The sequence below is a fragment of the Bacillus sp. LH1 genome (assembly GCF_057924895.1).
In genome coordinates, this window is the sequence record NZ_CM175007.1 from 3,105,904 (window position 1) to 3,129,785 (window position 23,882).

Annotated in this window: 20 protein-coding genes and 5 pseudogenes; 7 read left to right on the forward strand and 18 right to left on the reverse strand. The window is 33.2% G+C overall.

Annotated features, from left to right (window positions below):
• Positions 1 to 184: 184 nt before the first annotated feature.
• Positions 185 to 367: pseudogene (locus ACX9TM_RS16030) on the reverse strand (hypothetical protein); the annotation flags it as partial.
• 409 nt (positions 368 to 776) lie between these two features.
• On the opposite strand from ACX9TM_RS16030, the gene ACX9TM_RS16035 reads away from it, so the two are divergent.
• Positions 777 to 1,868, forward strand: a complete 1,092-nt coding sequence (locus ACX9TM_RS16035) for a low temperature requirement protein A (RefSeq protein WP_000391548.1) — start codon at positions 777 to 779, stop codon at positions 1,866 to 1,868.
• Positions 1,869 to 1,937: 69 nt separating this feature from the next.
• Positions 1,938 to 2,118 (forward strand): annotated as a pseudogene (locus ACX9TM_RS16040) (alpha/beta fold hydrolase); the annotation flags it as partial.
• A gap of 568 nt (positions 2,119 to 2,686) precedes the next feature.
• Here ACX9TM_RS16040 and ACX9TM_RS16045 read toward each other — a convergent pair.
• The 3 genes and pseudogenes from ACX9TM_RS16045 to ACX9TM_RS16055 form a co-directional block, all read right to left on the reverse strand.
• Positions 2,687 to 3,040: a YxeA family protein gene (locus ACX9TM_RS16045; RefSeq protein ID WP_000833211.1), complete on the reverse strand. Its 354-nt coding sequence runs from the start codon at positions 3,038 to 3,040 to the stop codon at positions 2,687 to 2,689.
• A 270-nt stretch (positions 3,041 to 3,310) separates the two neighbouring features.
• A pseudogene (locus ACX9TM_RS16050) lies at positions 3,311 to 3,814 on the reverse strand (YdcF family protein); the annotation flags it as partial.
• A 94-nt stretch (positions 3,815 to 3,908) separates the two neighbouring features.
• A pseudogene (locus ACX9TM_RS16055) lies at positions 3,909 to 4,096 on the reverse strand (hypothetical protein).
• Between the two features lie 99 nt (positions 4,097 to 4,195).
• On the opposite strand from ACX9TM_RS16055, the gene ACX9TM_RS16060 reads away from it, so the two are divergent.
• On the forward strand, positions 4,196 to 4,327 hold the full coding sequence (locus tag ACX9TM_RS16060; RefSeq protein ID WP_255309955.1) for a hypothetical protein: 132 nt from the start codon (positions 4,196 to 4,198) through the stop codon (positions 4,325 to 4,327).
• Positions 4,328 to 5,529: 1,202 nt separating this feature from the next.
• Here ACX9TM_RS16060 and ACX9TM_RS16065 read toward each other — a convergent pair.
• The 3 genes from ACX9TM_RS16065 to ACX9TM_RS16075 form a co-directional block, all read right to left on the reverse strand.
• On the reverse strand, positions 5,530 to 6,270 hold the full coding sequence (locus ACX9TM_RS16065) for a YrrS family protein (RefSeq protein WP_000532032.1): 741 nt from the start codon (positions 6,268 to 6,270) through the stop codon (positions 5,530 to 5,532).
• Between the two features lie 237 nt (positions 6,271 to 6,507).
• Entirely contained in the window at positions 6,508 to 6,942 is a 435-nt protein-coding gene (locus tag ACX9TM_RS16070) for a hypothetical protein (protein ID WP_002164503.1), read from the reverse strand.
• A 604-nt stretch (positions 6,943 to 7,546) separates the two neighbouring features.
• Positions 7,547 to 8,356 (reverse strand): CPBP family intramembrane glutamic endopeptidase, encoded by an 810-nt coding sequence (locus ACX9TM_RS16075; protein ID WP_059303649.1) that lies wholly within the window; start codon positions 8,354 to 8,356, stop codon positions 7,547 to 7,549.
• Between the two features lie 588 nt (positions 8,357 to 8,944).
• Between ACX9TM_RS16075 and ACX9TM_RS16080 the strand changes: the two genes are divergently transcribed.
• Entirely contained in the window at positions 8,945 to 9,535 is a 591-nt protein-coding gene (locus ACX9TM_RS16080) for a TetR/AcrR family transcriptional regulator (RefSeq protein ID WP_065212240.1), read from the forward strand.
• 245 nt (positions 9,536 to 9,780) lie between these two features.
• A pseudogene (locus ACX9TM_RS16085) lies at positions 9,781 to 10,543 on the forward strand (transposase); the annotation flags it as partial.
• 352 nt (positions 10,544 to 10,895) lie between these two features.
• Here the strand turns inward: ACX9TM_RS16085 and ACX9TM_RS16090 are convergent.
• The 9 genes from ACX9TM_RS16090 to ACX9TM_RS16130 all read right to left on the reverse strand — a co-directional run bounded on the left by ACX9TM_RS16090 (position 10,896) and on the right by ACX9TM_RS16130 (position 18,771).
• Positions 10,896 to 12,980, reverse strand: coding sequence for a serine hydrolase domain-containing protein (locus ACX9TM_RS16090; RefSeq protein ID WP_063220643.1), 2,085 nt, complete (start codon positions 12,978 to 12,980; stop codon positions 10,896 to 10,898).
• A 91-nt stretch (positions 12,981 to 13,071) separates the two neighbouring features.
• Positions 13,072 to 14,238 carry a serine hydrolase domain-containing protein gene (locus ACX9TM_RS16095; protein WP_063220642.1) on the reverse strand — a complete coding sequence of 389 codons (1,167 nt, stop codon included), beginning with the start codon at positions 14,236 to 14,238 and terminating at the stop codon, positions 13,072 to 13,074.
• A 375-nt stretch (positions 14,239 to 14,613) separates the two neighbouring features.
• Positions 14,614 to 14,919, reverse strand: a complete 306-nt coding sequence (locus tag ACX9TM_RS16100; RefSeq protein ID WP_000323757.1) for a monooxygenase — start codon at positions 14,917 to 14,919, stop codon at positions 14,614 to 14,616.
• A 223-nt stretch (positions 14,920 to 15,142) separates the two neighbouring features.
• Entirely contained in the window at positions 15,143 to 15,493 is a 351-nt protein-coding gene (locus tag ACX9TM_RS16105) for a DoxX family protein (protein ID WP_025686870.1), read from the reverse strand.
• Positions 15,494 to 15,824: 331 nt separating this feature from the next.
• On the reverse strand, positions 15,825 to 16,244 hold the full coding sequence (locus ACX9TM_RS16110) for a MarR family winged helix-turn-helix transcriptional regulator (RefSeq protein ID WP_001048566.1): 420 nt from the start codon (positions 16,242 to 16,244) through the stop codon (positions 15,825 to 15,827).
• Between the two features lie 505 nt (positions 16,245 to 16,749).
• A complete protein-coding gene (locus tag ACX9TM_RS16115; protein WP_000589729.1) occupies positions 16,750 to 17,148 on the reverse strand; it encodes a DUF1259 domain-containing protein in 399 nt (132 codons plus the stop codon).
• A 405-nt stretch (positions 17,149 to 17,553) separates the two neighbouring features.
• Complete coding sequence (locus ACX9TM_RS16120; RefSeq protein ID WP_000441009.1) at positions 17,554 to 17,715, reverse strand: hypothetical protein; 162 nt, start codon at positions 17,713 to 17,715, stop codon at positions 17,554 to 17,556.
• A gap of 241 nt (positions 17,716 to 17,956) precedes the next feature.
• Complete coding sequence (locus ACX9TM_RS16125) at positions 17,957 to 18,280, reverse strand: PepSY domain-containing protein (RefSeq protein ID WP_065382430.1); 324 nt, start codon at positions 18,278 to 18,280, stop codon at positions 17,957 to 17,959.
• Between the two features lie 20 nt (positions 18,281 to 18,300).
• A complete protein-coding gene (locus ACX9TM_RS16130) occupies positions 18,301 to 18,771 on the reverse strand; it encodes a hypothetical protein (RefSeq protein WP_000521304.1) in 471 nt (156 codons plus the stop codon).
• A 264-nt stretch (positions 18,772 to 19,035) separates the two neighbouring features.
• Between ACX9TM_RS16130 and ACX9TM_RS16135 the strand changes: the two genes are divergently transcribed.
• Positions 19,036 to 19,710 carry a response regulator transcription factor gene (locus tag ACX9TM_RS16135; protein WP_001264526.1) on the forward strand — a complete coding sequence of 225 codons (675 nt, stop codon included), beginning with the start codon at positions 19,036 to 19,038 and terminating at the stop codon, positions 19,708 to 19,710.
• Positions 19,707 to 21,080, forward strand: a complete 1,374-nt coding sequence (locus ACX9TM_RS16140) for a sensor histidine kinase (protein WP_025686867.1) — start codon at positions 19,707 to 19,709, stop codon at positions 21,078 to 21,080. The genes ACX9TM_RS16135 and ACX9TM_RS16140 overlap by 4 nt, the downstream gene beginning before the upstream one ends.
• Before the next feature lie 191 nt (positions 21,081 to 21,271).
• Here the strand turns inward: ACX9TM_RS16140 and ACX9TM_RS16145 are convergent, their stop codons facing one another.
• The gene (locus ACX9TM_RS16145; protein WP_001104104.1) at positions 21,272 to 21,487 is read right to left on the reverse strand and encodes a hypothetical protein; all 216 of its coding nucleotides are present in this window, start codon (positions 21,485 to 21,487) and stop codon (positions 21,272 to 21,274) included.
• 346 nt (positions 21,488 to 21,833) lie between these two features.
• On the reverse strand, positions 21,834 to 23,279 hold the full coding sequence (locus ACX9TM_RS16150; RefSeq protein WP_001064061.1) for a L,D-transpeptidase family protein: 1,446 nt from the start codon (positions 23,277 to 23,279) through the stop codon (positions 21,834 to 21,836).
• Positions 23,280 to 23,882 lie beyond the last annotated feature (603 nt).

Sequence of the window (23,882 nt, forward strand, 5' to 3'; positions counted from 1 at the left end):
CATGGGGGTATTTGGCAATTTAAAAATGCTGTTTACTTATAGCACTTTTACGAATGCAAAAATAGCCAAAATACGCAAGCAGTTTCGCATAAAAACTTGCATATTTTAGGCTGTTTAATTGTACTCCTTATTTTGTTAAAGTTACCCGTCAGTTCAATTCCAAAGACCTCATGTGATGAAGTTCGTGTTCTGTATCCGCTACACTATCTGTAGCAACAGTTGCTATCTCATTTTCTTCAACACTTGACATTGCTCGATTTATAGCCTGTTCTAGCTTTACGTTCTTCTTGTTCATAGCTGTTACTAAGCGTTCTATAGTTGCTACATCTTTATGATAAAAAATTCTAGAATTATTATTGCTACATTCTTTCATTTTATTAATTAGTATGATATACCATCACAGCACCAGAAAGACTAATATAAGCTAGTATCATCCATACGTTATCATTTCTAATCTATCCTGTTTAGAAATGATAACGTTTTTTTGTACTTAAAGGTATTAAAATTTCTTAAGTTGATGGGAATATAGGGTGTCCCCTATATGGTGGAGATAAAATCGTAGCGGATAACAAAGGAGAAAAACTAAACGGTCTAAAAGTATTGTATTTTAATATTAAAATTTTAAAGGTAGCCAACTATATAAAATGTAACACTGACGTTCCAGGGGATTATGTTGAATACAATAATGAGGAAAAATGGTTTATGTCTATATTATTTTCTCTTCCAATTACTATATCTTTTTAGCATACTATTAACTATAAGGAGGGAGTGCAGAAATGGAAGAAAAGAAAGTGACGTGGTTAGAACTCTTTTATGATTTGTTATTTGTGGCGGCAGTGACGGCTGCGACTCATGTTTTACTTCATGTTGAAGATGGTCAAATCCATGCAGAGTATTTAGTAAAATTTGTCTTAATTTTTATTCCGATCTGGTGGGCTTGGGTAGGGCAAACCATCTTTGTTAACCGGTTTGGAAAAGATTTATTTCATCAAAGAATTTTTTTGATCCTGCAAATGTTTTTTGTCCTAATAATGACATCAAGCTTATCAGCTGATTTTGATCCTTATTATCTTTCTTTTTTAATTGGCTATATTGGCTTAAGGGTCGTGACTGCAATTCAATATCTTGTTGTCCAGCGTATAGAAGAGGGAGCTCGAAAAAAAGCAGCACTCTTTTTAGGAAGATATTTTTGGATTGGAATCGTTATTTCATTATTATCCGTCTTTTTTGATTCTTGGATTCGATATGCTGTGTTATATTTTGGGATTCTTATCGATATTATTGTCCCACTGCTTGGAAGGAAGTGTTTAGAAAAGGTTCCTACAAATACAGCCCACTTGTTAGAGAGATTTGGTCTATTTTCCATTATTCTCTTTGGGGAAGCTCTTGTAAGCACTCTTGTGGTCATTCAACCTAAACAAGGAAATTGGGATTCAATAAGCTTTGCGATCATTTCATTTATCCTCATTATTTCGATGTGGTGGCAATATTTCGATAACATGGAGAAGAAACTCGACAAGTCTAGACAAACTTCTGGTCAAATTATTATTTACGGTCATCTATTTATTTTAATGTCTTTGAGTATGGTTGCAGCATCCATTAGATTATTATTTTTACATGAGGTCTATTATTCTTTTATCTTATATTTTGTTTTTGGTTCTGTATTGCTCTATTTCCTGTCAACTACAATTGTTTTTCATCAATACAGGTTTGAACAACACCGCTTGAACATTTATCATTTGTGCTTGTTTTTAGGAATTTTAGCAGTCTTTTTTGTTATTAATTTAATTATAGTAGTGCCGAATATTGTGATAATAGGACAATTAACCTTATTTTTTATCATCTATGCTAAATTAACAAGCACATAAATAAAAGAATCAAATAAATTAGTATCAAACTATAATACTGGTTTATATATATTGGTAAATTTTATATTTATATTAAATCTTATAATTCACGGTGACTCTGATGCAACTGTACCTTTTGAGTTAAGTGGAAACGCACATATGATTCCATTCCTGATAGTAAACTTGCTCTAATACAAGTTGTCCTCATGGATTAAACGCAACTCCTACAAAAGAATTTAATGAAGTATTATTAACATTTTTAAAAGAATAATCTTTGAGGAACTACCAGAGGCGGTTCAACAGCAATATCAAGAATAATAACACGAATTTATCGATTAGGGTTTTCCAAAAAGAGTAGCGCTATGCCTAATCTTTTGGAAAACCTTCTTTACATAGTTTTTTTAGGTCTCTTAGGGGAATCGTCACAGTGCTATCAAGTTAAAAAATACATTCTTCCCATAAACGAAAAAACGAACTGAACTTCTATGGACAACTATGAAAGAATGAAATTTTCGTTTTGGGGATAATTCAAAATCTTAGGTTGATGGCGATGTGGCAGTACCCCAAATCCAACATCTCTAGCTAGATTCTGTAAGGTATTTGGTGATAAAAGACTCTTAATCTCCTGTGCAAATAATTGTAAGTCGTCAGATACAGAGTTAGACATAAAAAAACGTCATCCTTTCCTATAATTCTACCGTAAGAATAACGTCTTTATGGCGATATGGTGGTATACCTACTTAATTTAGCTTATTCTCCATTTTCGGGGATTTGGGCAAAATTACCCCACAAAAAAACAGCGAACCCTTCGAATATGTGGGTTCGCCATTATAAATCATTTATTTCACGTCTAATTTTTCTTTTACCTTCCCAGGAAGCTCGTCTTTCTTCACCTCTTCCCAAGCAGTTACACCTTTTTTATCGGAGTGGAATACGCGTAAGAATGCTTCTTTACGAAGCTCTTTAAATCCATTAAATTTCACTGTTTTTTCATTACCATTTTCGTCAAATCCTTGTAATTCATAATTATACTCTGTGTATTTATTTCCTTCTTTAGATACCCCTGACTTTATTTTCGCATCAGTTGTAATTTGAACATAGTATTCATCTTTTCCCATACGATTCACATCGCAACCAACTAACATTGTAGCAAATACAACTAGAATACTAAAAAGTGTAATATATCTTTTCACATCATTCACCTCATGTGTTTTTTATTATGCTGTTATCATAACCCCTTTTTATTTGAGAAGAAATTCAAGAACATGACATGAAGATTACACTTTTGTAAGATAATAAAAAGACGACTACAACAGCTGCCTTTTTAATCACCATCATAACAATCACTTGCATTGTAGTCTAACATTTAAATAAACCAACCCATATAAACACAAAAAAGAGGAGTCATCCTAAGGTGACTCCTTACCTAAGATAACTCCCAAAATATAAGTTATACAACACCCTTAAAAAAATAAATAATTTACTCCGGTTGCTATGATAGAGAATCCCATAATAATTGCTATTACAATACTGTGACGTACACGATTCATAACGAAGATTGCGATATACTCTCGAATCATCGCATTTGGCCAATAATAGAAGGCTGTTTTTGAGCCAATTCCTTGGCTATTTAATCCTACTATTTTAGCGTATAATCCGGCGCGAAACACATGGAAGTTGTTTGTAGAAAAAATGCAGTTATACTGTGTTCCTTTTAATGATTCCATAATTCTCTTTGAAAAAAGCATATTTTGGTATGTTGTAGTAGAACGGTCCTCTTTTATTGTATTCTCTAGAGGAATCCTATTATTCACAGCATACTCCTGCATAGCTTTCGCTTCAGAAATATTTTCATCTGATCCTTGTCCACCAGAGAAAATAATCTTAGGTGGTGAGGAAACTGCTTCTTGTTTCTTATAAAATTCAATAGCTCTATTAATTCTGCTAGCTAAAAGTGACGTAACCTTAAATATTTAGAAATTTAAAAAGCCCCCTAATATTGTTAAAGGGGCTTTACTCATACGAATGATAATTTTTATAAATAATTGCTAAATAGTGAATTTACATAAATGCTTTTAGAAGCTCTTGAACTAATGGGATTGCTCCACCTATAAATTTTAAAACTGCCATTGCGATTTCCATATTATTTCCTCCTCTTTTGTTAATACTGGGATGTGATTAAACTTTATACCTTCATTATAGTAAACGCTTACATTTGTAACAATACATTTCTGTATGCAATATTGCATATTTATACGTTTTGACAATATTTGACCTCTATTAGCCATTCTTTAATGGTACCATAACGAAGTGAGAGTCTTTAAGGGTTCTCCTTAATAGGAGGAAATATGGAAAAAGTTCAAGATATTTACAGTAATATAAAATTTAAAAGTTGGTTTAAACAAGTATTAGCTGTAGGAGGAATATTAGGATTCTCCTACTTGGTGTTATATGGTTTTTGTTTTTTAGTTGATATGTAAATATTATACAACGATACTAGTGGAGTCTTGCCTACAGAGGTAAGACTCTTTTATTGTACTTGAGATGAACAAACTACATACAATAGCTTTCAGGTTCTTCAAATTTCTCTGTATGGTTCTTTGTTCCTCTATGTTCTAGACCCACTATTTCCTATCATTGAATATAAATGAACTTCCATTTATATTGAAAATACAATTTTATTGATAAAAAATGTCTTTTTACTAGATACATATTAAAAAGAAAAGTATAAGTTGTATTCCATTTCGGTACAATCTTTTTATCTTTGAAAAGGACTTAAATCTTATTAATAGATTTGAGTCCTTTTTGTATACATCAATCTCTATATAACCATATAAATATAATATATTAAAAATAATTTAAATGCAAGAATACTTGTAGAGGAACCGCCAGCACTTCGAAAAAAACAAGTTAAGCCAAAAAATACAATAAGCTGCCCATATGGACAGCTTATTTACACAATTTTCTTTATGGGAAGTACACTTAAGGTCATTTTTAACTTAATAGGAGTCTAATATCTCAAGTTTCTTAGCTAATACCCAGCTATTTAGGCCTAAAGATGCATAAATATTGTAATAAAAATAATTCCCGTTTCTCAATGTTTCCTATAATTCTTTAGTATCTTCATAGAACATAGGCCAACCTTGCATTAAGATATTATATATATATTTCTTACTACAAATATGGACGGTATTATCCTTGTTGCAGTTTTAATTTTAATCAAGTCTATTGTAATTACACAGATTGAAATATCTATTCAATTTTAAAAATAGTAAAGGAAATGTATATAAAAAGATCACTTGTCTTAGAAACAAGTGATCTTTTTATTAGATAAACTGCAACTTGCTAACAGCAGGTAATTGTTATCCTATTCATATGTTCAATAGATATCATAATACATTTTTTAGTTATATAGACGGAATTGTTTCTAATAAAATGAGACCAAAAATATTTCAAAAAGTACCATTAATTATTTAATGCTTTAAAAATGCAATTTTGAACCTTTCGAAGCACTAAATTAGATAGCTTTTAATAAGCTTCGAACTTTGTCTGCATCAGGATCTCACAATTGAGCCTGAGTAATTAAACCTGTTAACATAGCAAAAGAGTCCTGATTGAAACAAACTCTTTTATGAGTTTTTACAAGAGTAAACTTTTAAGCACATAATTACATTTCTATTATTTATTTTACCACTTGTACAGATGCTGGTTTCCACCCTTGATTCTCTACCCAATCAATATTAACCTTATATTTTTTATTACTTTGTTTATCTCGTACATTACCGTAGGCTTTATTATTACCATTATTTCCAATAAAATCGAAAATCAATTGGCTCTCTGGAACATCAACAGCATAAGAGATTGCTTTTTTCATCTCACTCCAATCTACTGTTCCTTCTTTAAATTTCATATCAGGTTTTGCTCCTTGCTCTGTACCAATTGGCTTCCATGAAGGATTAGTTTGAGGATCCTTTTCTTGAGATACCGTTTTTTCTTCCTCTTTATTTTCAGTTCCGTTCGTTTTTACCGATTTTTCTACTTTTTGTTTCCCTTCTAACTGTGCTGCTTCTTTATCTTCGCTTTTCTTTTCTTCTATCTTTGCTATTTCTTTATCTTTAGTTTTCTTCTCTTCTAACTTTGTTGCTTCTTTATCTTCAGTTTTCTTCTCTTCTATCTTTGCTGTTTCTTTATCTTCAGTTTTCTTCTCTTCTATCTTTGCTGTTTCTTTATCTTCAGTTTTCTTCTCTTCTATCTTTGTTACTTTCTTTTCTTGAGCAATTGCTTTCGTTGATGTATTAGAAGGGGTAAACAATTGGTATGTCACTATACCAACTGTCACTAATACCAAAGTAAATGCAATATTAAAAATTGCCTTTTGACGACGATTCTGTTGTTTTTCTTGAAATCTGCTTACTTGTCCCATTCTTCAAACCTCCGTGTTTACTTTCTCCTCTACTCTTTATGTATTATCCCTAAAATTCTTAATATTTTTATTAAACAATAGAAATAAACTACACTTTCCATACAGGATTTCATATCATAATAAAATTTGTGTTTTTTCAAGTATCTGACATATGTTATTCAAAATAGTTTAATACATTAAAAATTGATAAGCTTCTGCACTTAAGAAACCTTCAATTTTATTCAAAGGTGATTCCAATTACGTCCACATTAGATCTCCTGTAGAAAGCTTTTTAACAATTAAACCTCTTCTTCCCTTATTAATAATTTTAAAATTAAATTTCCCTCTATAGTATAATAAAGATGTTTCGTTTTCTAATGGGGTATGTCGTAAAATCAAAAGAGATTTTATCTCTTTTACCTTCTTTTCAGAGTAAAGTTCACCACTAGGAAATTCTATTATTCCTAATGTAATCTTTAATTCGCTCTCATCAAAAGCCCACTCTTTATTAAGTTCTCTTATCTTTTGTATAAAGCTTCTTTTAGTTTGTCCTATATAGAGCAATGTTACATTCTTAGCATATACTCTAGAGATTGCAAATATCCCCTTCTTAGAAGCTTCTTCCCTATTATAAAAGTCATTTATACTATACATGCCATACCACTTAATATGTACTGTTTCTATGAATCTCACCTCGTTTTTAGACAATATTATAATTTCTGAATGTTCAAATTATTATGGGTACATATGCTTGATTACTTGAATTATAAATTGTGCTTTTCAATAATACATTTTATTATTACTAATTTCAATAATGAAGAAAAAATACAATATTATAGTTTAATTACAAAGCTGTATAAAAACAAAGTGATGTCGTGCCACATATTTTCTTTTTTTACAATTTCAAACTATTGTGAACAAAATTTTAAAATTTATGGAATAAAAATATAATGTGTATGTACATACATTTCTATTAATTGAAGAAACCTTCTTAATTGAGGTCGTACCACATGCCCATCAACTTAAGAATTCAGAATTACCCCAAAACGAAAAAATGAGCTTTTTTGCTACAAGTTAAAACAAAATTTCGTTCTGAGGGTATTTACCTTTCTTAGCTTGATAGCGATGGGCTTTACCTCTATTTAAAAAAGAATCCATTTTAATCAAAATGGATTCTTTTTTGCTTATATAATATTTTCTCAGTTTTCTTGTCTTATTTATTTTCTATAATATAAAATTCAGTTTTATATGTATAAATTACTTTTAATATCTTTATGATTAACTAAAGGTTCTAATCTTACTTTATATTTAAGTTTAAATCATTAACTTCAGCAAGTTTCATCTTGCGTAAATAAATCATCGCAAATACAAAAACGATGCCTGATGCCACCGCAATAGCAATAAGAGCCTTTCTAACATCATCTCCTGCGCTAACATGACCCGTAACTTTCTCTGGATCGATGCCCATATCTTGTAATACACCACTGAAATTTATCACGAAGTGACCGATAATTGGTATTAATAGATTGTTTGTTCTTAAATACACAGCCGCGAAGAGGAAGCCCATTGCTGTTGTATAAATAAGCTGTAATAAAGTTGCATCTAAAGGTGCGCCAGAAAGTAAGTTTATAGCATGCACTAATGAGAAGAGTACACTTGACCATATAACAGCTAACAAAATACCGTTCTTTTTCTGGCTCCAAGCTTTTAACAATCCATTTAATAGAAGCCCACGTAATAGAATCTCTTCATATGAAACAGCAGCAATTGTAGATACTACCGCTATTAGATAAGCTTGCATACTTGCTTTCATTAAATTATCAAATTCAACACCTATTAAATTTAGTACAACATAACTTAATCCTGGAAGTAATAACAGAAGGCCTAATCCAATTCGATTCATCATATTTCCAAATTTCAGTTTGAACACTGTCACATTAACTAGCAACATAATTACAATTAGAACAAAACGCGCTACTAATTGCGCTACATTATCATCAGTAAATATAATCGAGAAAACTGAATCTACTACGATTGTAAGTACCATAATTACTGCAAAAAAGCTAAGTATTACACCGGCTGGTGACTTTTCAAATAATTTTTTCATTAAATATCCTCCATTTTAATATATATAAATAATCACCCGAACCGAACGGTTCGGTTCGGATTCTAATAATACTATAAGTTTCTAGTTTTTTAAACCCTTTCTACAAATTATTAACAAAATTAACATAGTAAAAACTAAATGTAATTATATCTCAGTTGCTTATTTACAATCAAATTCCAGTAATCAGTAATCATTAATGATTACTGATTACTCTTTTATAGAATGAAATGAAGGTGTGAGTAACTCGCCCACTTTAGATAAACATATTAATAAAAATTATATATAATAGTTAAATGTCTATACATTAAAATTAACTATATATTTTTACTTTTTCTATGATTTTAGGTGAAATTAGTTGTATAACATGACTGAATTAACCAATTGGCCAATTATTATTGACAGAAAATTCTTTCATGCGATAAAGAATATATAATTTAATGAATCTCAAACTGTATTGGTTCCTATAAGATAGGGATTGATATGATAATTTTGCTTCAAACTTATTTATACCTACAATAAAAATTTTAAAAAATTATAGTGAAAATCACCCTAAATATTAAGTTCTTTTTATTAGGAGGACCACAAAGCATGACTAAAGTTGATAAGGTACAAGAAAAGATCATTGAAACATCTTTATATTTATTTAATACTAATGGGATAACTTACACATCCATTCAGGATATAATAACAGCTACTGAACTATCTAAAGGAGCTATTTATCGTAGATTCAAAAATAAAGAAGAAATTGTGCTTGCTGCCTACGACAAAAGTGGTGAGATTATGTGGGGGCATTTTCATACAGCAATGGAAAAGAAAAAGACAGCAATCGATAAAATCCTTGCAATTTTCCTTATATATCAAGATGCAGCTAATAATCCTCCAATTGCTGGAGGCTGTCCATTACTTAATAGCGCAATTGAAAGTACTGGAGTATTTCCAGAATTACAAAAAGCAGCAGCAAAAGGTTATGATGATACAGTAATGTTAATGGCCTCTCTCATAAAGGAAGGAATAGAGAAACAAGAACTTAAAGAAGATATAGACATTATATCGCTCGCTTCTTTTCTTGCATCTTCAATGGAGGGAGCTATTATGGCAAGTCGAGTATCTAACGATAATATACACCATCAATATTTTATTGAACAAATAAAGCATCATCTTTACTCTTATTCTAAATAAATGAGTACTTGCATCGCCTTCATTCAATTTTTATAAACTTAAATTGAATAAATACTCCTCATAAAAAGTACTTTCTGTTTATGAGGGAGGGATCATTTTTTAGCAGAGGTAGCTTACAGAAGAAATAGGGTTGTTTAATTAGACGAATAGCAATTATAGCAATTACAGGTATTTTGGAATTTCTATACCTAGTTTATGGCTAAGTGACCAACTAAAGAAATTCACGCTAACTTTGTATCTATATGTTGAATACACGCATTTATATCAAGAACCCTGAACCAGAATACTTCAACAATGGTACATTAAAAAAGCAAACAGAATACATCCAGCTTGATATGACACAAATGATGTCTGGTCTAATCCCTGGTGAAACGATAGAAATCCCCGAGGCATACATTGGCCAAAATCAGAAACTTCCAGCACGTGTTATTATCCATCGTTTAACCGATGATCAAACGCAAACACGTCTGAAAAACCAGGCTATACGTGAAAAGAAGAAAGGCATTATCATGAAGGATAAAAGTAAACGTTTAATGGGCATGAATGTATATATCACGAACACGTCGCTAGAAGAAGTACCGACGAACTACGTGCATTCATTATATTCACTTCGTTGGCAGATTGAAATTTTGTTTAAAACGTGGAAGTCATTCTTTGGAATTGATGAATGTAAAAATATAAAAAGAGAACCCTAGAGTGCCATTTATATGGACAGCTCATCGGCATTCTCCTCTGTTCTTCTACGATATTTCAAATGCGACAGTTTCTACTTGAAAAGAAAAAACAGGAGCTGAGTGAATACAAAGCGATTTATATGATTAAAGATTACTTTCCTTTACTGTTTCAAGCGATAGCCGTTGGCACAGAAAAACTTTTAAAAATTCTGCATCCCCTTTATCAGCTGCTCAAAAAAACGGTCGTAAATGTCATAGGTATAAGAAGATGACGGTCTTTGATATTCTAGGGATTGTGTATAAAACGACGGTGAAGCAAAGACAAGCTGCCTAGCGAAAAAATTACGTTTTAATAGGCTTCTTTAGCATGCCTAATTTTTTATCACTTGCTAGTTTTGAAACAAAGGTCATTTCGTATCTAGTAATTTACTTGGTTAGCTTGATGGGTATGAGGTCGTACCCCAAAAAGAGTAGAAATTTAATCTCTCTACGCTGTTAAAATTATTCAACTCCCAAAAAACTGTACATCTTCTAGAGATACTAATTTTCTAGTTTTGATGTTTTTATAGTGCTTGAGAGTGATATTATTCAAGCTTTTTCATTGAGAATGCATAAATACAAACAAAACCAGTAATACATCTTTTCTGTACCGTACTGGTTTTGTTTAAGATCATCTTAAATTATAGCTAGTTCACCGAGATTGCAAATTCCGATTTCGGTGCCCCAGCGAATACGATTGTTCCGTTCTTCGGAAGTTCCACCTTGTTATTGCCACTCACAATGGTGAAGTTGACGCAAACTCCCTTCTCATCATACACCGCAAATGAACCATTTGATGGCAGCGTCACGGTCATCCTTTTGTCTGTTGCCGCTTGTGGAATTGTAAACCATTTCGCATGTCCATTTGCTCCCAGCGTAACTTGGGATGATTGGCCTACATCAATTGGTTTCACATTAGATTCACTTACGTATAACAATCCAGCCATCTCCATATATTCATTGCCGCCTTCTGTATAGAAATGCGTTTCCGTCGTATCACGACCATTCATCACGGGTACTTGTATCTGATGCACCGCGGTGTTCGGACCTGTAATTTTTCTGCCATCCCAATAGCCTGCTGGGCCTTCCTTGCGAGTAATTTGAGTACTAAGATGTTTCGACTGAACAAGATATTGAATAGAACTAAATTTCTCGTTTACACGATAAAACTTGACACCTTCCCTCTTTGCCCATGCAGCAGCGGTTTTCTTCGAAAGCACGTTGTCTTCTAGTTTCTCAGCTAAATAGTGGGTCATCACACTTTGCCCTAAACCTGGATAAGATTTATATGCGCTCTCCTTCAAATAAGTTCTTCCATTCTTCTCGGTTACGAAGTTGAGCTTGGAAGTACCCCCCTCATTAATAAAGCTTCCATCAGCAGTATATACATATTTTTCTTCTGGATTAGATGGTAAGAATAGTTCACCGTTCTTCATAATTTCAATTTTGAAATGAGTTTCGCTATTGCCATAAAATCCTGCTTTCTTTGCTACGCCTTGAGGCATTTTGACTTTGACCGGCTTACCAAAGGATTTGTTCGGCTTGATTTCCTTAATAGTACCTTTTTCTTTAAGCGTAGCGAGCAGCAATTCAGTTGCCATTAGCTGATTTGTAGAGCTCCGTCCACCAGATGTCAATACAGCCGCTGCTATTTTCTGTTCCGGAAGCACGACTAATATAGCATGTTGCAATGCCGTATCGCCGCCCTTAGCCAAAGCTTTGATCCCATATTCACTGAATGGGTATAGTTTCACACTATCCCAGCCAAGACCATAGTTAAAAATATTCTCGCCAGCCCCCGGCCACATTCCTTTTTTATATTCCTCTTGCTCCATTGCCTTAACTACCTTATCAGAGAGGATTCCTTTTCCCTGTCCCATAAATAGTTGTGAGAATCGCACCATATCTTCTGCCGTGGAAGATATACCGCCCGTACCAATAACATTCACCGATTCAATTGGAAGTTGCCCTTGGTACGCCGGGTAATATAGTCCAGCCCGATTTTCATCCCTCCATTTGTCCTGCGGCGTTTTCGTATGATTCATCTTTAAAGGCTCTGTAAAGTTTTGATGTAGAAATTCAGTAAAGCTCATACCACTAACTCTTTCCACCAAAATTTCGGCCAGCGTAAAACCATCGTTACAGTATACCGAGAAAGCACCAGGATCCGCCTTCAAGTTTTGATTTGACAATTGCTGTAACAAGGTATCATGGGCATAGGTATCATTATCGTTAAATAAAAATGCATTACCTAACGTAGAACCTTGCAATCCAGAGGAGTGATTCAATAACATACGCGGTGTAATACGTTTGTATCGACCGTCTTTCATCTTAAAATCAGGAACATAGCGGACAACAGGAGCATCCAAATCGACTTTTCCTTCATCGACCAATTTCATTACAGCCGCTGTTGCATACATTTTACTAACTGAACCAATCCCGTATAAAGTATCTTTGGTTAGCGGCTTTTCCCCTTCCATATCGTTCTTGCCAGCCTGACCCGACAAAATAAGTTTTCCATTATCAATTAGTGCATACTGCACGCTAGCTGCCCCATGGGACTTCGTAAGTAGCTCCGCCTTCTCTGCTGCAATCTTCTTCAGTTCCTGACTAACTACTTCTTCACCAGTTACAACAGTAGTCTTACTTTCAGAAAATGCTTTCGCTCCTGTTGGTAGAATCATAGTTACCGCTAATGCAGTGGCTAACACACCAGTTAGCTTATTTTTCATCACGGATACCTCCTTAAATAATTGATCGTTTTCATCATTCATTTGTTTAACTATGAAACTATGATAAATTTTACCCGTTTTTACTTTTAGACTACTTGCTAAATTCAGCAAGTAAAATATTTTTAAAAGGATCAGGAGTATCAGCTTTAAGGCTGTTCAAATTGACTGCCAATGTATGCTTGCCTCCAAGTGTGCCTCCAGCAAAAGTTAAAAAGCCAGGAATGGTTCCTCCATGCCCCCATATCGATTCACCGTTTGAAAGCTTCATTTTGAAAATTCCAAGCCCGGAATCACCAAGCTCATTTACTCCTGTAGGGACTGTTGTAAGCATTTGCTTTAGTTGCTGTTCTTTCAATAATTTGCCCCCAAGTAAATAAGAAAAGAATTTGTTTAAATCATCAGCTGTAGAAATCATATCTCCGGCTGAGCTCCCCATACTTGGGTTATAATAAGTAACATCTTTCGGCTCACTTGCTCCGTCTAATTGGATATATCCACGGGCATGCTTGGTTCCTGGAATGACGCTTGAATTTCCAGGTAAGAATGTATTCGCTAATTCAAGTGGTTCAATAATTCGATTTTCAATCTCTTCCGCATAGCTGTTCCCAGTTACTTTTTCAATAAGAATTCCTAGTAATACATATCCTGTATTTGAATACGACCAGCTCTTTCCTGGAGCAAAATCTGGAGGCATGGATATTCCCATCTTTACTAATCCTTCAGCAGTATAAGATTTTTTTGTATCCATCATATTAAAATCCTTTGACCTTGTGTAATTAGCGATACCACTTGTGTGATTCAATAATTGCCGGATAGTAATCTGTTTATCATCATATCCATTTCCTTGAATGACACCAGGTATCCATTTTTCAATAGAATCGTCTAGATTTAAGCGGTTTTCTCCTGCTAATTGAAGTATAACTGTTGCAGTGAACGTCTTTGTCACGCTGCCAATTCGAAAACGAAAATCTGTTTTCATTGGTTTCTTGGTACTCAGATCAGCTACACCAGCTGCATAACTCCATGTTTTTCCACTCTCAGAAGTTTTAGCAAGTATCCCTGGATATCCTAGTTTCAATGTATCCCGCATTGCCTCTTTGACGGAATTATGATCTCTTTGGGTGCTTATTTGTAACGAACTAGATACATTTTGAATGGACTCCGCTTTTACACTTGAGGTTGGAGTTGTATAAAACAGGGAACCTCCAGTTATTAAAAGAGCTAAACCTGAACATGTAATTTGACTATGCTTTTTCATCAAAATAATCCTCTCCCCTATTCATATTGTATAAATAGTTATTTGCTGTTTGGAACTAATCACACAGCTTTCTTCTTACCCCACTGCAAAAGGACGACATTGAATCTGTAATGTCTCTTTTCCTCCAAACAAATCTTATTAATTGATTTGTTTTTTATAGAAATATATAGTATTTTTCTCCTCTCACTCTTCTTTACATTTTCATCTTACACAAGGAAAATCTCTTTTTTCTTACCTCTTCCTTACAAATTCCTTACGTTCAAAATCACTTTTATAATTGATTATTTTTTATGCGAGTCCCCTCACCATCAATTTAAGAATTAAAAAAAGAGGGGATTATCCCCCTCCTTTTTACGCTTACTCCAACTTTCGAAATTATTTAATATACCCACGATTCAGTTCCGTTAACTTTTCATTGATGTTAAAAATTTTCACTCTAATATCTTTTACACCAGCTGCTTCAAGTCTGCTCTTGTGCATTTCCGCGTATTTTTCAGCATCTTGTTTTTCTTCAAATACATAAATGCCTCCAGCTTCTTTTGTTTCTTCATTCTCAGTCCATATTTTCCAATGGAATCCTTCTTCTTCGTTAATACTTTTTGCTAAATCCCAAAATCCTTTTTCCATTTCTTCACCAAAAGGACCTTCAAACGGAAAATCAACTTGTAATAAATATGCCATTTTCACTCACTCCTATTTTTAATATAAAATTCATCGGGAATTCCTTTGTATAAAAATTCTTCCCATTCTTTTACTGATCATGATTCAAATGAAAGTAATGTCTAAATCCATATTGCTATTATTATTCAAGCACTAATTGGAGAATCCCCCTATTTGTAACATAATCACAAAACGATAGTAACTTGAACGCATAAAGTGAAAGTTTAATAGTTTTCAGTTATGTTTAAAAAATGTGATACAAACTTATCCCTAAACTAAGGACAAACAAAACAAGTGCAGGTATTGCTTTCTTAAAGGGATCTCTCGCTAATACAATTAGAGTTAATGCGGCTGCAAGCATCGTACCGCCTAATAACAATCCTGCTAATAAAGCTATTGTTGGAATCCAAATTCCTATCAACATTCCAATCGCTCCTACAATCTCAAAAGCTCCAGTTAAGAAATTAAAAAACGAAGGTAAACCAAATCGTTTGAATTCATCTGCCATTTTCCCCGATATAATTTTCGTTCCTGTCATTAAAAAGAACAGAAACAACACTACTTTTACAATATTGATGAAAATTAAAATAGTAATCACACCTTTCTTATTATTTGATAAAAACTCAGTATTGTTCAGGTAGTAGTCACTACCTTTACCCTATTTCCTGAGATTACCCGTATGGAAGTCGCTTCCATTTTCATTACCCTTTTCAATATTAAAGGGCTGAAAATTATATGCTATAGCATATATAATACAAAAATTTGACTGGTACTAGGCAAAAAAGTGAACCTGAATCAGATATGATACAAAATAAAGTTATCTTTCCATTCGTCCAAACAAACAAAAATTATATGCTATAGCACATATAATACCTAAAACAAAGTTTGTTCCTTATGAATAGCATAGCATCAATAAGGAACAAATATTAATAGTGTGTATCATACAATTTGTTTAATAACGATTGTAATACTTTAATTTCTTCCTCGCTCAAATTACTCGTAACGAAATGGTGAGCGTCTTTCACTACAGGCAAGATTGTTTTCTTTAACTCGTCACCTTTTTCAGTTAAAAAAAGGTTATGTGAACGCCTATCTTGGTCATTCAAAGCCTTCCTTACAATCCCTTTTCTCTCCATTGACTGTATCATTCTAACAACAGTAGTTTGATCTTTATCAATAGCTTCCGCCAACTCTTTTTGAGTAGTGCTCCTTTGGCTACAAAGAACACTAATAATCCCCCACTGCTCTGGCGTAACTCCATACGGCTTTAATTTCTTCGTAAAATAATTGGTCATTTTCACATCAGTACGATGAACAAGATAGCCTATTAAATCATGTAAGTTCATATATCACCTCTATAAATTAAGATATAAAAGGATATAGCATACCAGTCAATCATTCACAATGAATGTATTTGTTTCACCATATATATGCTATGGCACATATAATAAAGTAGATTATTTTAATTGTCAAATGATTTACCTATTATTTTTCAAAAACAAAATCGCCTCCTTAGATTATAGAAGGAATGACTAATTTGACGTATCTCTCTGACGATTTCTCCCTTATCATTTTATGATATGCTAATAACATTTGATAAAATATGGTATCTACAAATAGTCAAACACCTTTAAAGATACCTCGTCCAGTTCTTGCTGTTGCAAGATAAACAGCATATAATCCGTTAACCACCCACATTAGCAACGAAAACATAAAGAAAAGGCATTCCAAATATGAAACACCTTCTTTCGTTTTATAAAACCATCCACTTAAATCTATTTTACAAATATAACATTCAACACGCTGAAATCTTCTATTTAACGTAATCACTCATTTAACTAAAAAACTTAGTTAATTGCACAATGCTCTTCTCACTTTTCTTGCAAAATTTAGTGGATCATCAACGTCTTCGATATTAACGTAAATCAAATTTGGATCATCACATAACCACTCATTGTGTATAGACGAAACGATTATTCCTTGTTTAATAATTGTCGCCACAAATTCAGTGACTTCTTTTTGTAAGAGTGCTACTCGGCCTAGGCATAATGCCCGTCCAGTTTTATTGTCTCGTGATTCGAATGAAAAGGAAGTTGTTACTCTAAAACGTTTTCCCAAGATTGTTGCTCGTATTTCATCCCTGTTTATTGTTGCCACGCATTTCCCACCGGCGAATCCTTCTTGCCCGCCGATAATTCTTGCAAACTGTTGACAAATTAATTCATCATTAAACGCCATACCTTTAATCATTCCCCCTTTTACTGTTAGGTTATGAATGAATACATAGGTCTGAAACGGTAATGAATCTAATGTATTATAAAAAAATGATGACAATCTACCGAGAGCTATTAGCTCAATTATTCTTGATCGTATGAATTGTTATCAGAGTTTAAATGGTGCAGAATTTTCATTTTATGTTTAATGGGCATCGGAGACTGAAAGCAAAACTCAGCTATTATATGATAAGACATTTTTAAAAAGCATAAAAAAGACACCCTAAGGTGCTATCCTCCGACTTGAGAATCTTATCTATGTATGGAGAAATTTAGAAAAGACAAATACAAAAGAGAAAATTCTAACTATAATTTATAGAACTCTTATGCCATGAATTACTTACATATTTCCTTATTTACCAAAAGAAGAATCTCAGTTACATTATTTTCTGAACAGTCTCGTTAAAGCCATCCCAAGAAATCCAATGCCCATTCCTATTAGCCATCCAGTTTGGGCATTACCTAACATAGATCCCACTCCTCCACCAAGAAACATACAGCCAACGAATACTAATCCTCCAATTCCCCAATTTGGCCGTTCCATAATTCAATCACATCCTTTCAATAAAACATATGCGATTAGCTCCCTCAACTTTCTTCTATAGGATAGTTCATTATTTTGCTTAAGTTTAGCGCTTCAAGGAATTCATAAGATGTGAAGCTTGAGCCATTTATATAGATTGTAGAAGTATGAAGATTTTCCACATTTTAAAATAGTAAAGTATAAACATGAAAAAACTCCAAACAAATTTTGTTCGGAGTTTTTTCAAATACGCGATATTTATTTAATCTTCATTATCAATTTCTATTGTACCTGTCCTTGCACTAACTTTTAAAATATTTAACAGATTATCAGGTGTCTTGATTTCCACTTCATATTCAAATTTTGATTGTGCTAAGTTGTCATCTTCTAATTCGAATTCTTTTTTCACATTAATAATTTCTCCATTTGTATGAGCTAAAGAAATTTCACGAACTTGTTTCTCTGTGTAGTTTTCATTCTTTTTTGCATAATTGTAACCCATACCATAATATCCACCAACAATAGCAATACCACTTACTAAAATAGCAATTACACTTATCATTATTTTCTTTTTATGTTTTAACATTTCCATCCACTCCTTAATGATTAATCCTCTATTCCAAATCTTGCTTCAAGTGCATTTTCTGCTTGTTCTAATTGATCTTCCAGTATATCGTGTTCTCTTTCTTGCGTTTGATATTGTTCAACAGTTATCGTTCCAGCGTGATAATCTGCTTCTAGCTGATTATCAGATAGATCTATCTTGTCATCCAGTTGGTCAATTTCTTTTTTTACTGCTAAGTACGTATTTAGGTTTTCTTCTTTTGCTCCAACTGGTTTCGTGTTATTTGCCTTTTCTACAATAGATGTGACTTCGTTTTTGAAATCTTGTGTTTGCTTCGTATCATTCGTAGCAGGCCCTATTTTGCTTGGTTCTTGTTGTAATTGAGCAACTTCTTTTTGTAATTTATCATTTTCCACTTTCAGTTGTTGTACTTCTGTATTGTTATCAGCTTGAGTAGAACAAGCTGTTAACAATACACAAGACATTGCTCCAATCAGCATCCATTTTCCCATTCTGTTTTCCTCCCTTTACATGTGCACCTTATCCTTGCCTTTATATTACTTAACAAACATTAAAGGAAGATTAATGTACAAAAAAATAAAGTGAAGGCTTTTACAAGTAGCCCGACTCCCCCCTCGCATTCGCCGAATTTTGAGTGAGGAGTCTTACTACCCGTTAATACGGGATAAAATGATATAATTAACTAGTTTCTAATCTTTCTTTAATGTTTCGGAATTATAGTGATACATATTAATAAGAAGAAAAGGAGAATGTTAATGCGAGTTCTTATCGTCGAAGATGAACAAGACTTACAAAATATATTGGTAAAACGATTAAATGCAGAACATTATAGTGTCGATGCATGTGGGAATGGTGAAGATGCCCTGGATTATATAAACATGGCTACCTACGATTTGATTGTACTTGACATTATGATTCCAGGAATAGATGGTTTACAAGTATTACAAAGATTACGCGCGGACAATAATACAACTCCTGTCTTGCTTCTTACAGCTAAAGATACAATTGATGATCGTGTAACAGGGCTCGACTTAGGTGCGGATGATTATTTAGTAAAGCCGTTTGCTTTTGATGAACTGTTAGCAAGAATTCGAGTGTTAATGCGAAGAAAAACAGGAAATACATCTAATGTGTTTGAAATCGCTGACCTAGTGGTAGATTGCAATATGCATAAAGTAACAAGAGGAGACCAAGTTATCACTCTTTCCAGTAAAGAATTTGCTATTTTAGAATATATGATTCGTAATAAAGAAGTTGTGCTGACACGAGATAAAATTGAGCAACATGTGTGGAATTACGACTATGAAGGCGGATCGAATATTATTGATGTTTACGTCCGCTATCTTCGCAAAAAAATTGATAGCCAGTTTGAAACGAAGTTAATTCATACAGTACGAGGAACTGGTTACGTATTGCGAGTAGAATCATGAAAAGACTATCAATAAAAATGAGAGTAACTCTGTGGTATACGGGGCTAATTGTAATTATTATGGCACTCGTGTTAGCTTTTATTTTAACTTCTTCAGATAAAGTTTTGCTTTTTAATATGAAAGATCAATTGAAGAACACAGTAAAAGAAAGCATGGAAGATATCGAATATAAGCATGGGCAGTTAAAGATTGACGATGATTTTGAAACCTTAGAAGATGGAGTAAATATAAGCATTTATAGTAAACAAGGTGAGCTGTTGGTAGGACATAGTCCAACAAGCTTTAATAAAAAGATATCGCTTAAATCCGATGAAATACAAACCATTAAAGACGGCAATAAAGAATGGATAGTATATGATTTTCTCCATAATGCAGGCGGCGATGAGCAAGTCTGGGTTCGTGGAATAATGACTATGAACCAATTATCCTCAACGATGAATACGCTTATCGTGGTAACAATCATCTCATTCCCATTACTTATTCTTATTGCGGCATTCGGAGGATATTTTATTACGCAAAGGGCGTTTCGACCTGTGCAACAAATGAGTGATTCAGCCAGTAAAATTGGTGATGGTAAAGACCTTTCAAAGAGAATTAATTTACAAGGTTCACCGAAAGACGAAATGTATCATTTAGCACAAACCTTTGACAAAATGTTTGAGCGATTGGAGACATCATTCGAAAGTGAAAAACAATTTACATCTGACGCATCTCATGAATTAAGAACGCCAACATCTGTTATTATTTCGCAATGCGAATACGCTTTATCGCAGAGGAATAACCCGAAAGAAATGGAAGAATCGTTAGAAGTAATTTTAAAACAATCACGTAAAATGTCCGCTCTAATCTCACAACTCTTATTATTAGCAAGAGCTGACCAAGGAAATCATAATACTTTCCAATTTGAATGTATCAATATGAGTGAATTAACGGAAATCGTTGTAGAAGAACTTTCATTAATGGTTCAAGAAAATTCGATTGAAATAACAACTAATATAGAGGAAGACCTATTTATTAAAGCCGATCAAACATTGATGATGCGTTTATTAATGAATTTACTAACGAATGCGATTGCTTATAGCAAAGCGAGTGGAACTGTGAATATGCAACTATTCCGTGATGAAACCAACATAATAGGTAAAGTCTCCGATAATGGCATCGGCATCAGCGAGCAACATATTACTAAAATATGGGACCGCTTCTATCGAGTTGACGCAGCACGAACATCTTCAAACATCGGAAACACAGGTTTAGGATTGTCGATGGTAAAATGGATTGTCGAACTACATGGAGGAGAAATTACGGTTGAAAGTAAATTAGGAGAAGGCAGTACTTTTACATTTAAACTACCAATTGAAAAAAGAGCATAATTTATACGTGTCTGTCGCTTCAGAATAAAGATTGATTCAAAGGCTCTCTACAATCCTTATGTAAAAATAACTGAAGCATTTTAAACATCATCGATTTTATCATTTTGGACAACCTATTCTGTTAAATTAATATACATGCGAAAAAACTATCAAAATAAAACCCCAGAAATCCAATGGTCTCTGGGGCTTCATTATATATTTAGCTCTTTTTGCTTTTTGTTTTGTTTATGTCTATAGAGCAATTTACGACTTATTAGAGAAATCACTAATAAGGTCAGAATTAATAAGATAAGTTGCATAAATGATAAATCAAAATATTTAGCACCTGTAACGATTAAAAGTGTAGAAATCGTGCCTTTTACAACGAAAAAAATAATAACCCATAATCCGCCTTTTTTCCAGTTCATTTTATATTACCCTTTCCTACGTTTAAATTCTTAAAATATTTAATGATAGTTCGTAAATATGACAACTTAATAGAAATCTATTATATTAACAAAAAATTCATGTCTAATTAAATGCGACGATTCTATATTAAGTGAAAATGATATTCATTGTCAATTTTATTGATTATTTGAATACTTATTCTTAATCTCTTTCTACTTTGTTTCTTATAAGCAATACACTTTTGTATTCAAACAAAAACACCTCCATTGCATTTGCACACTTAGTATGCGAATGCAAGAGGTGTTTTTTCATATACCATCAGATAAGATTTCCTGCTTTGTTTATTTCTTGATACGTAGCTATTTTCTAGTACACGATAACTGGATCATACGTGTTCAAACTATCATATACAGTTTTTGCAACATTAGGAAGAAGGTTCACACACCCACCTGATCCTCCTGTTAAATAAGCATTATTTCCCCAGTCTTTTCGCCAGCCGGCATCGTGGAATCCTTGACCGCTATTTGTGAATGGAACCCAGTAATCTACTTTAACTGCATAATCAGCTTTTCCTACTGCGTTACCTCTTAGCGTATATGGTGTTCGTTTATATAGAACGTACCACACACCTGGTGATGTATCTTCACCAGTACTATGTTTACCAGTTACTACATTTGTTGTAACAACTAATTTTCCATCTTTGTAAATCCAAATTTGTTGCTCTGCAATTGAAACTTCCGCATACGTGTCTCCGATGCCATTATTCGCTGTTGTTTTATAACCGATACCTTCCTTCTCCCAACCATTTCCGTGAATATTAGAAGCAGAAAGCGCCTTTTCGCCTTTCTCAAAGGCTTGTTGAACTTGTTTAGTTTCTTTTTCAACATCTAGTGCCCAGCCGTAGCCTTGCCCTTTTACTGATATGACTGAACCGGAATGCGTTTTAAATGAGAAATCTTTATTTAAGGTTGATTTGGCATTATTAATTTCAGTAATTTTCTTCTTAATGTCACTCGCATCAATTGTAACTTTCATATCCTTTGACATAGAGGCATTTTGAATTAAATCTTTCGCTTTTAAAGGATAAACTTCATCCTGCACTTTATACTCAACAGACTGCCCAAGAAGATTCTGTAGTGCTTTCTCCTCTTTTTTGACAATCGGGTCGTCTTCTTTAATAGGTTTTATGTATGCAGACTTCAGATGAATTTCGCTTTTATATTTTTGCTTATCGTAATCTTTCAGTAGACTAGTAACATCATACTGTTTTCCTTCAACACTTTTCGAAATAACAATTTTCCCTTGTTCTAGCTTCGCCATAGCATCTTGAGGCGCTTTTAATTTCTCATTCATAGAGATGAGCTTTTCTTCTACAAGTTTTTTCATCGTTTCACTACGATACTGATCTGCCTTCTCTGGTAGCAATGAATAATTTTCTCCCTTTGAGGAAGGGAAAAATGTCCACTGACTTTTTAATAGTTTCTTAACTTGAGGCAAATCTTTTTCCGTAAGTTCCGTTTTTGTATCTTTTTCATCTAAAATTTGTTGTTGATCAACATAGACTTTGTTTGCTAGTCCAGATGTCTTTAATTTCTGTATTGCCTGATCAGCGCTCAGACCACCAACTTTTGTGTCATTAATTGTAACATTCGAATTGAAGTGAGTTGCCTGATAATAACTCATTCCCCCAATAAGAAGTGCAATTACACCAATACCTGCTGCGATAAACTTCCAATTTGTATAACGTTTTTTTGATCTTACTCGTTTTTGATCAATTTCTTCAACTGATTCATTTGTTGTATTGTTGTTCATCAATCTTTCCCCCGTATGCATTAACGTCAAACGATTTTCAACTAAAATCATAGACTAGTGTACCTTATTTTTCCTAAAATTTCATTATTTCCGACCACATTTTATCTCAATTTAATGATTTAATTTAGATTTTTTAATAGTACGATGCATTGAACAGCCCTTTACAAGTCATAAAGTGAAACTTAAATTAACCGTCACACCAAGAGATTTAGCTTAATATTCTAGGGGGAAATTTTTCTCTTTACGTAAAATACGAATTATATTATCCATTTTTATGAACATCAATCCCTAATTTTGTCAAAAAAAATAAACGATAGTCCTTCTACATTTTTGATAAAAGGACTATCGTTTTTTCAGTTAGAGTATTTATATAATCGTTTAACTTTTTATTTCCTGAAGGTCAAACGTGATGAAGATGATGAAATTTCATCTCCAAGACTTTAAATGAAAACATTATGTTTTTTTATGGCAACCAAGTTTATTTTCTTAGCTTGATGACGATGGGATATCACAGCATGTCCAGCAGCCTAAGATTAAGTAAGAGTCCGTTCAACTAGATTTTTTCTAATATTTTTAGGAGCATCTTATTTCAGCCTCGTCATA

Bases quoted from the DNA above. Each gene is read 5' to 3' on its own strand.
- ACX9TM_RS16060 (WP_255309955.1), top strand. From the start codon at position 4,196: ATGGAAAAAGTTCAAGATATTTACAGTAATATAAAATTTAAAAGTTGG.
- ACX9TM_RS16100 (WP_000323757.1), bottom strand. From the start codon at position 14,919: ATGGCATATTTATTACAAGTTGATTTTCCGTTTGAAGGTCCTTTTGGT.
- ACX9TM_RS16145 (WP_001104104.1), bottom strand. From the start codon at position 21,487: ATGAACTGGAAAAAAGGCGGATTATGGGTTATTATTTTTTTCGTTGTA.
- ACX9TM_RS16150 (WP_001064061.1), bottom strand. From the start codon at position 23,279: ATGAACAACAATACAACAAATGAATCAGTTGAAGAAATTGATCAAAAA.
- ACX9TM_RS16095 (WP_063220642.1), bottom strand. From the start codon at position 14,238: ATGAAAAAGCATAGTCAAATTACATGTTCAGGTTTAGCTCTTTTAATA.
- ACX9TM_RS16115 (WP_000589729.1), bottom strand. From the start codon at position 17,148: ATGATTAAAGGTATGGCGTTTAATGATGAATTAATTTGTCAACAGTTT.
- ACX9TM_RS16065 (WP_000532032.1), bottom strand. From the start codon at position 6,270: ATGGGACAAGTAAGCAGATTTCAAGAAAAACAACAGAATCGTCGTCAA.
- ACX9TM_RS16135 (WP_001264526.1), top strand. From the start codon at position 19,036: ATGCGAGTTCTTATCGTCGAAGATGAACAAGACTTACAAAATATATTG.
- ACX9TM_RS16035 (WP_000391548.1), top strand. From the start codon at position 777: ATGGAAGAAAAGAAAGTGACGTGGTTAGAACTCTTTTATGATTTGTTA.
- ACX9TM_RS16075 (WP_059303649.1), bottom strand. From the start codon at position 8,356: ATGAAAAAATTATTTGAAAAGTCACCAGCCGGTGTAATACTTAGCTTT.
- ACX9TM_RS16125 (WP_065382430.1), bottom strand. From the start codon at position 18,280: ATGTTAAAACATAAAAAGAAAATAATGATAAGTGTAATTGCTATTTTA.
- ACX9TM_RS16120 (WP_000441009.1), bottom strand. From the start codon at position 17,715: ATGGAACGGCCAAATTGGGGAATTGGAGGATTAGTATTCGTTGGCTGT.
- ACX9TM_RS16140 (WP_025686867.1), top strand. From the start codon at position 19,707: ATGAAAAGACTATCAATAAAAATGAGAGTAACTCTGTGGTATACGGGG.
- ACX9TM_RS16110 (WP_001048566.1), bottom strand. From the start codon at position 16,244: ATGAACTTACATGATTTAATAGGCTATCTTGTTCATCGTACTGATGTG.
- ACX9TM_RS16130 (WP_000521304.1), bottom strand. From the start codon at position 18,771: ATGGGAAAATGGATGCTGATTGGAGCAATGTCTTGTGTATTGTTAACA.
- ACX9TM_RS16090 (WP_063220643.1), bottom strand. From the start codon at position 12,980: ATGAAAAATAAGCTAACTGGTGTGTTAGCCACTGCATTAGCGGTAACT.
- ACX9TM_RS16080 (WP_065212240.1), top strand. From the start codon at position 8,945: ATGACTAAAGTTGATAAGGTACAAGAAAAGATCATTGAAACATCTTTA.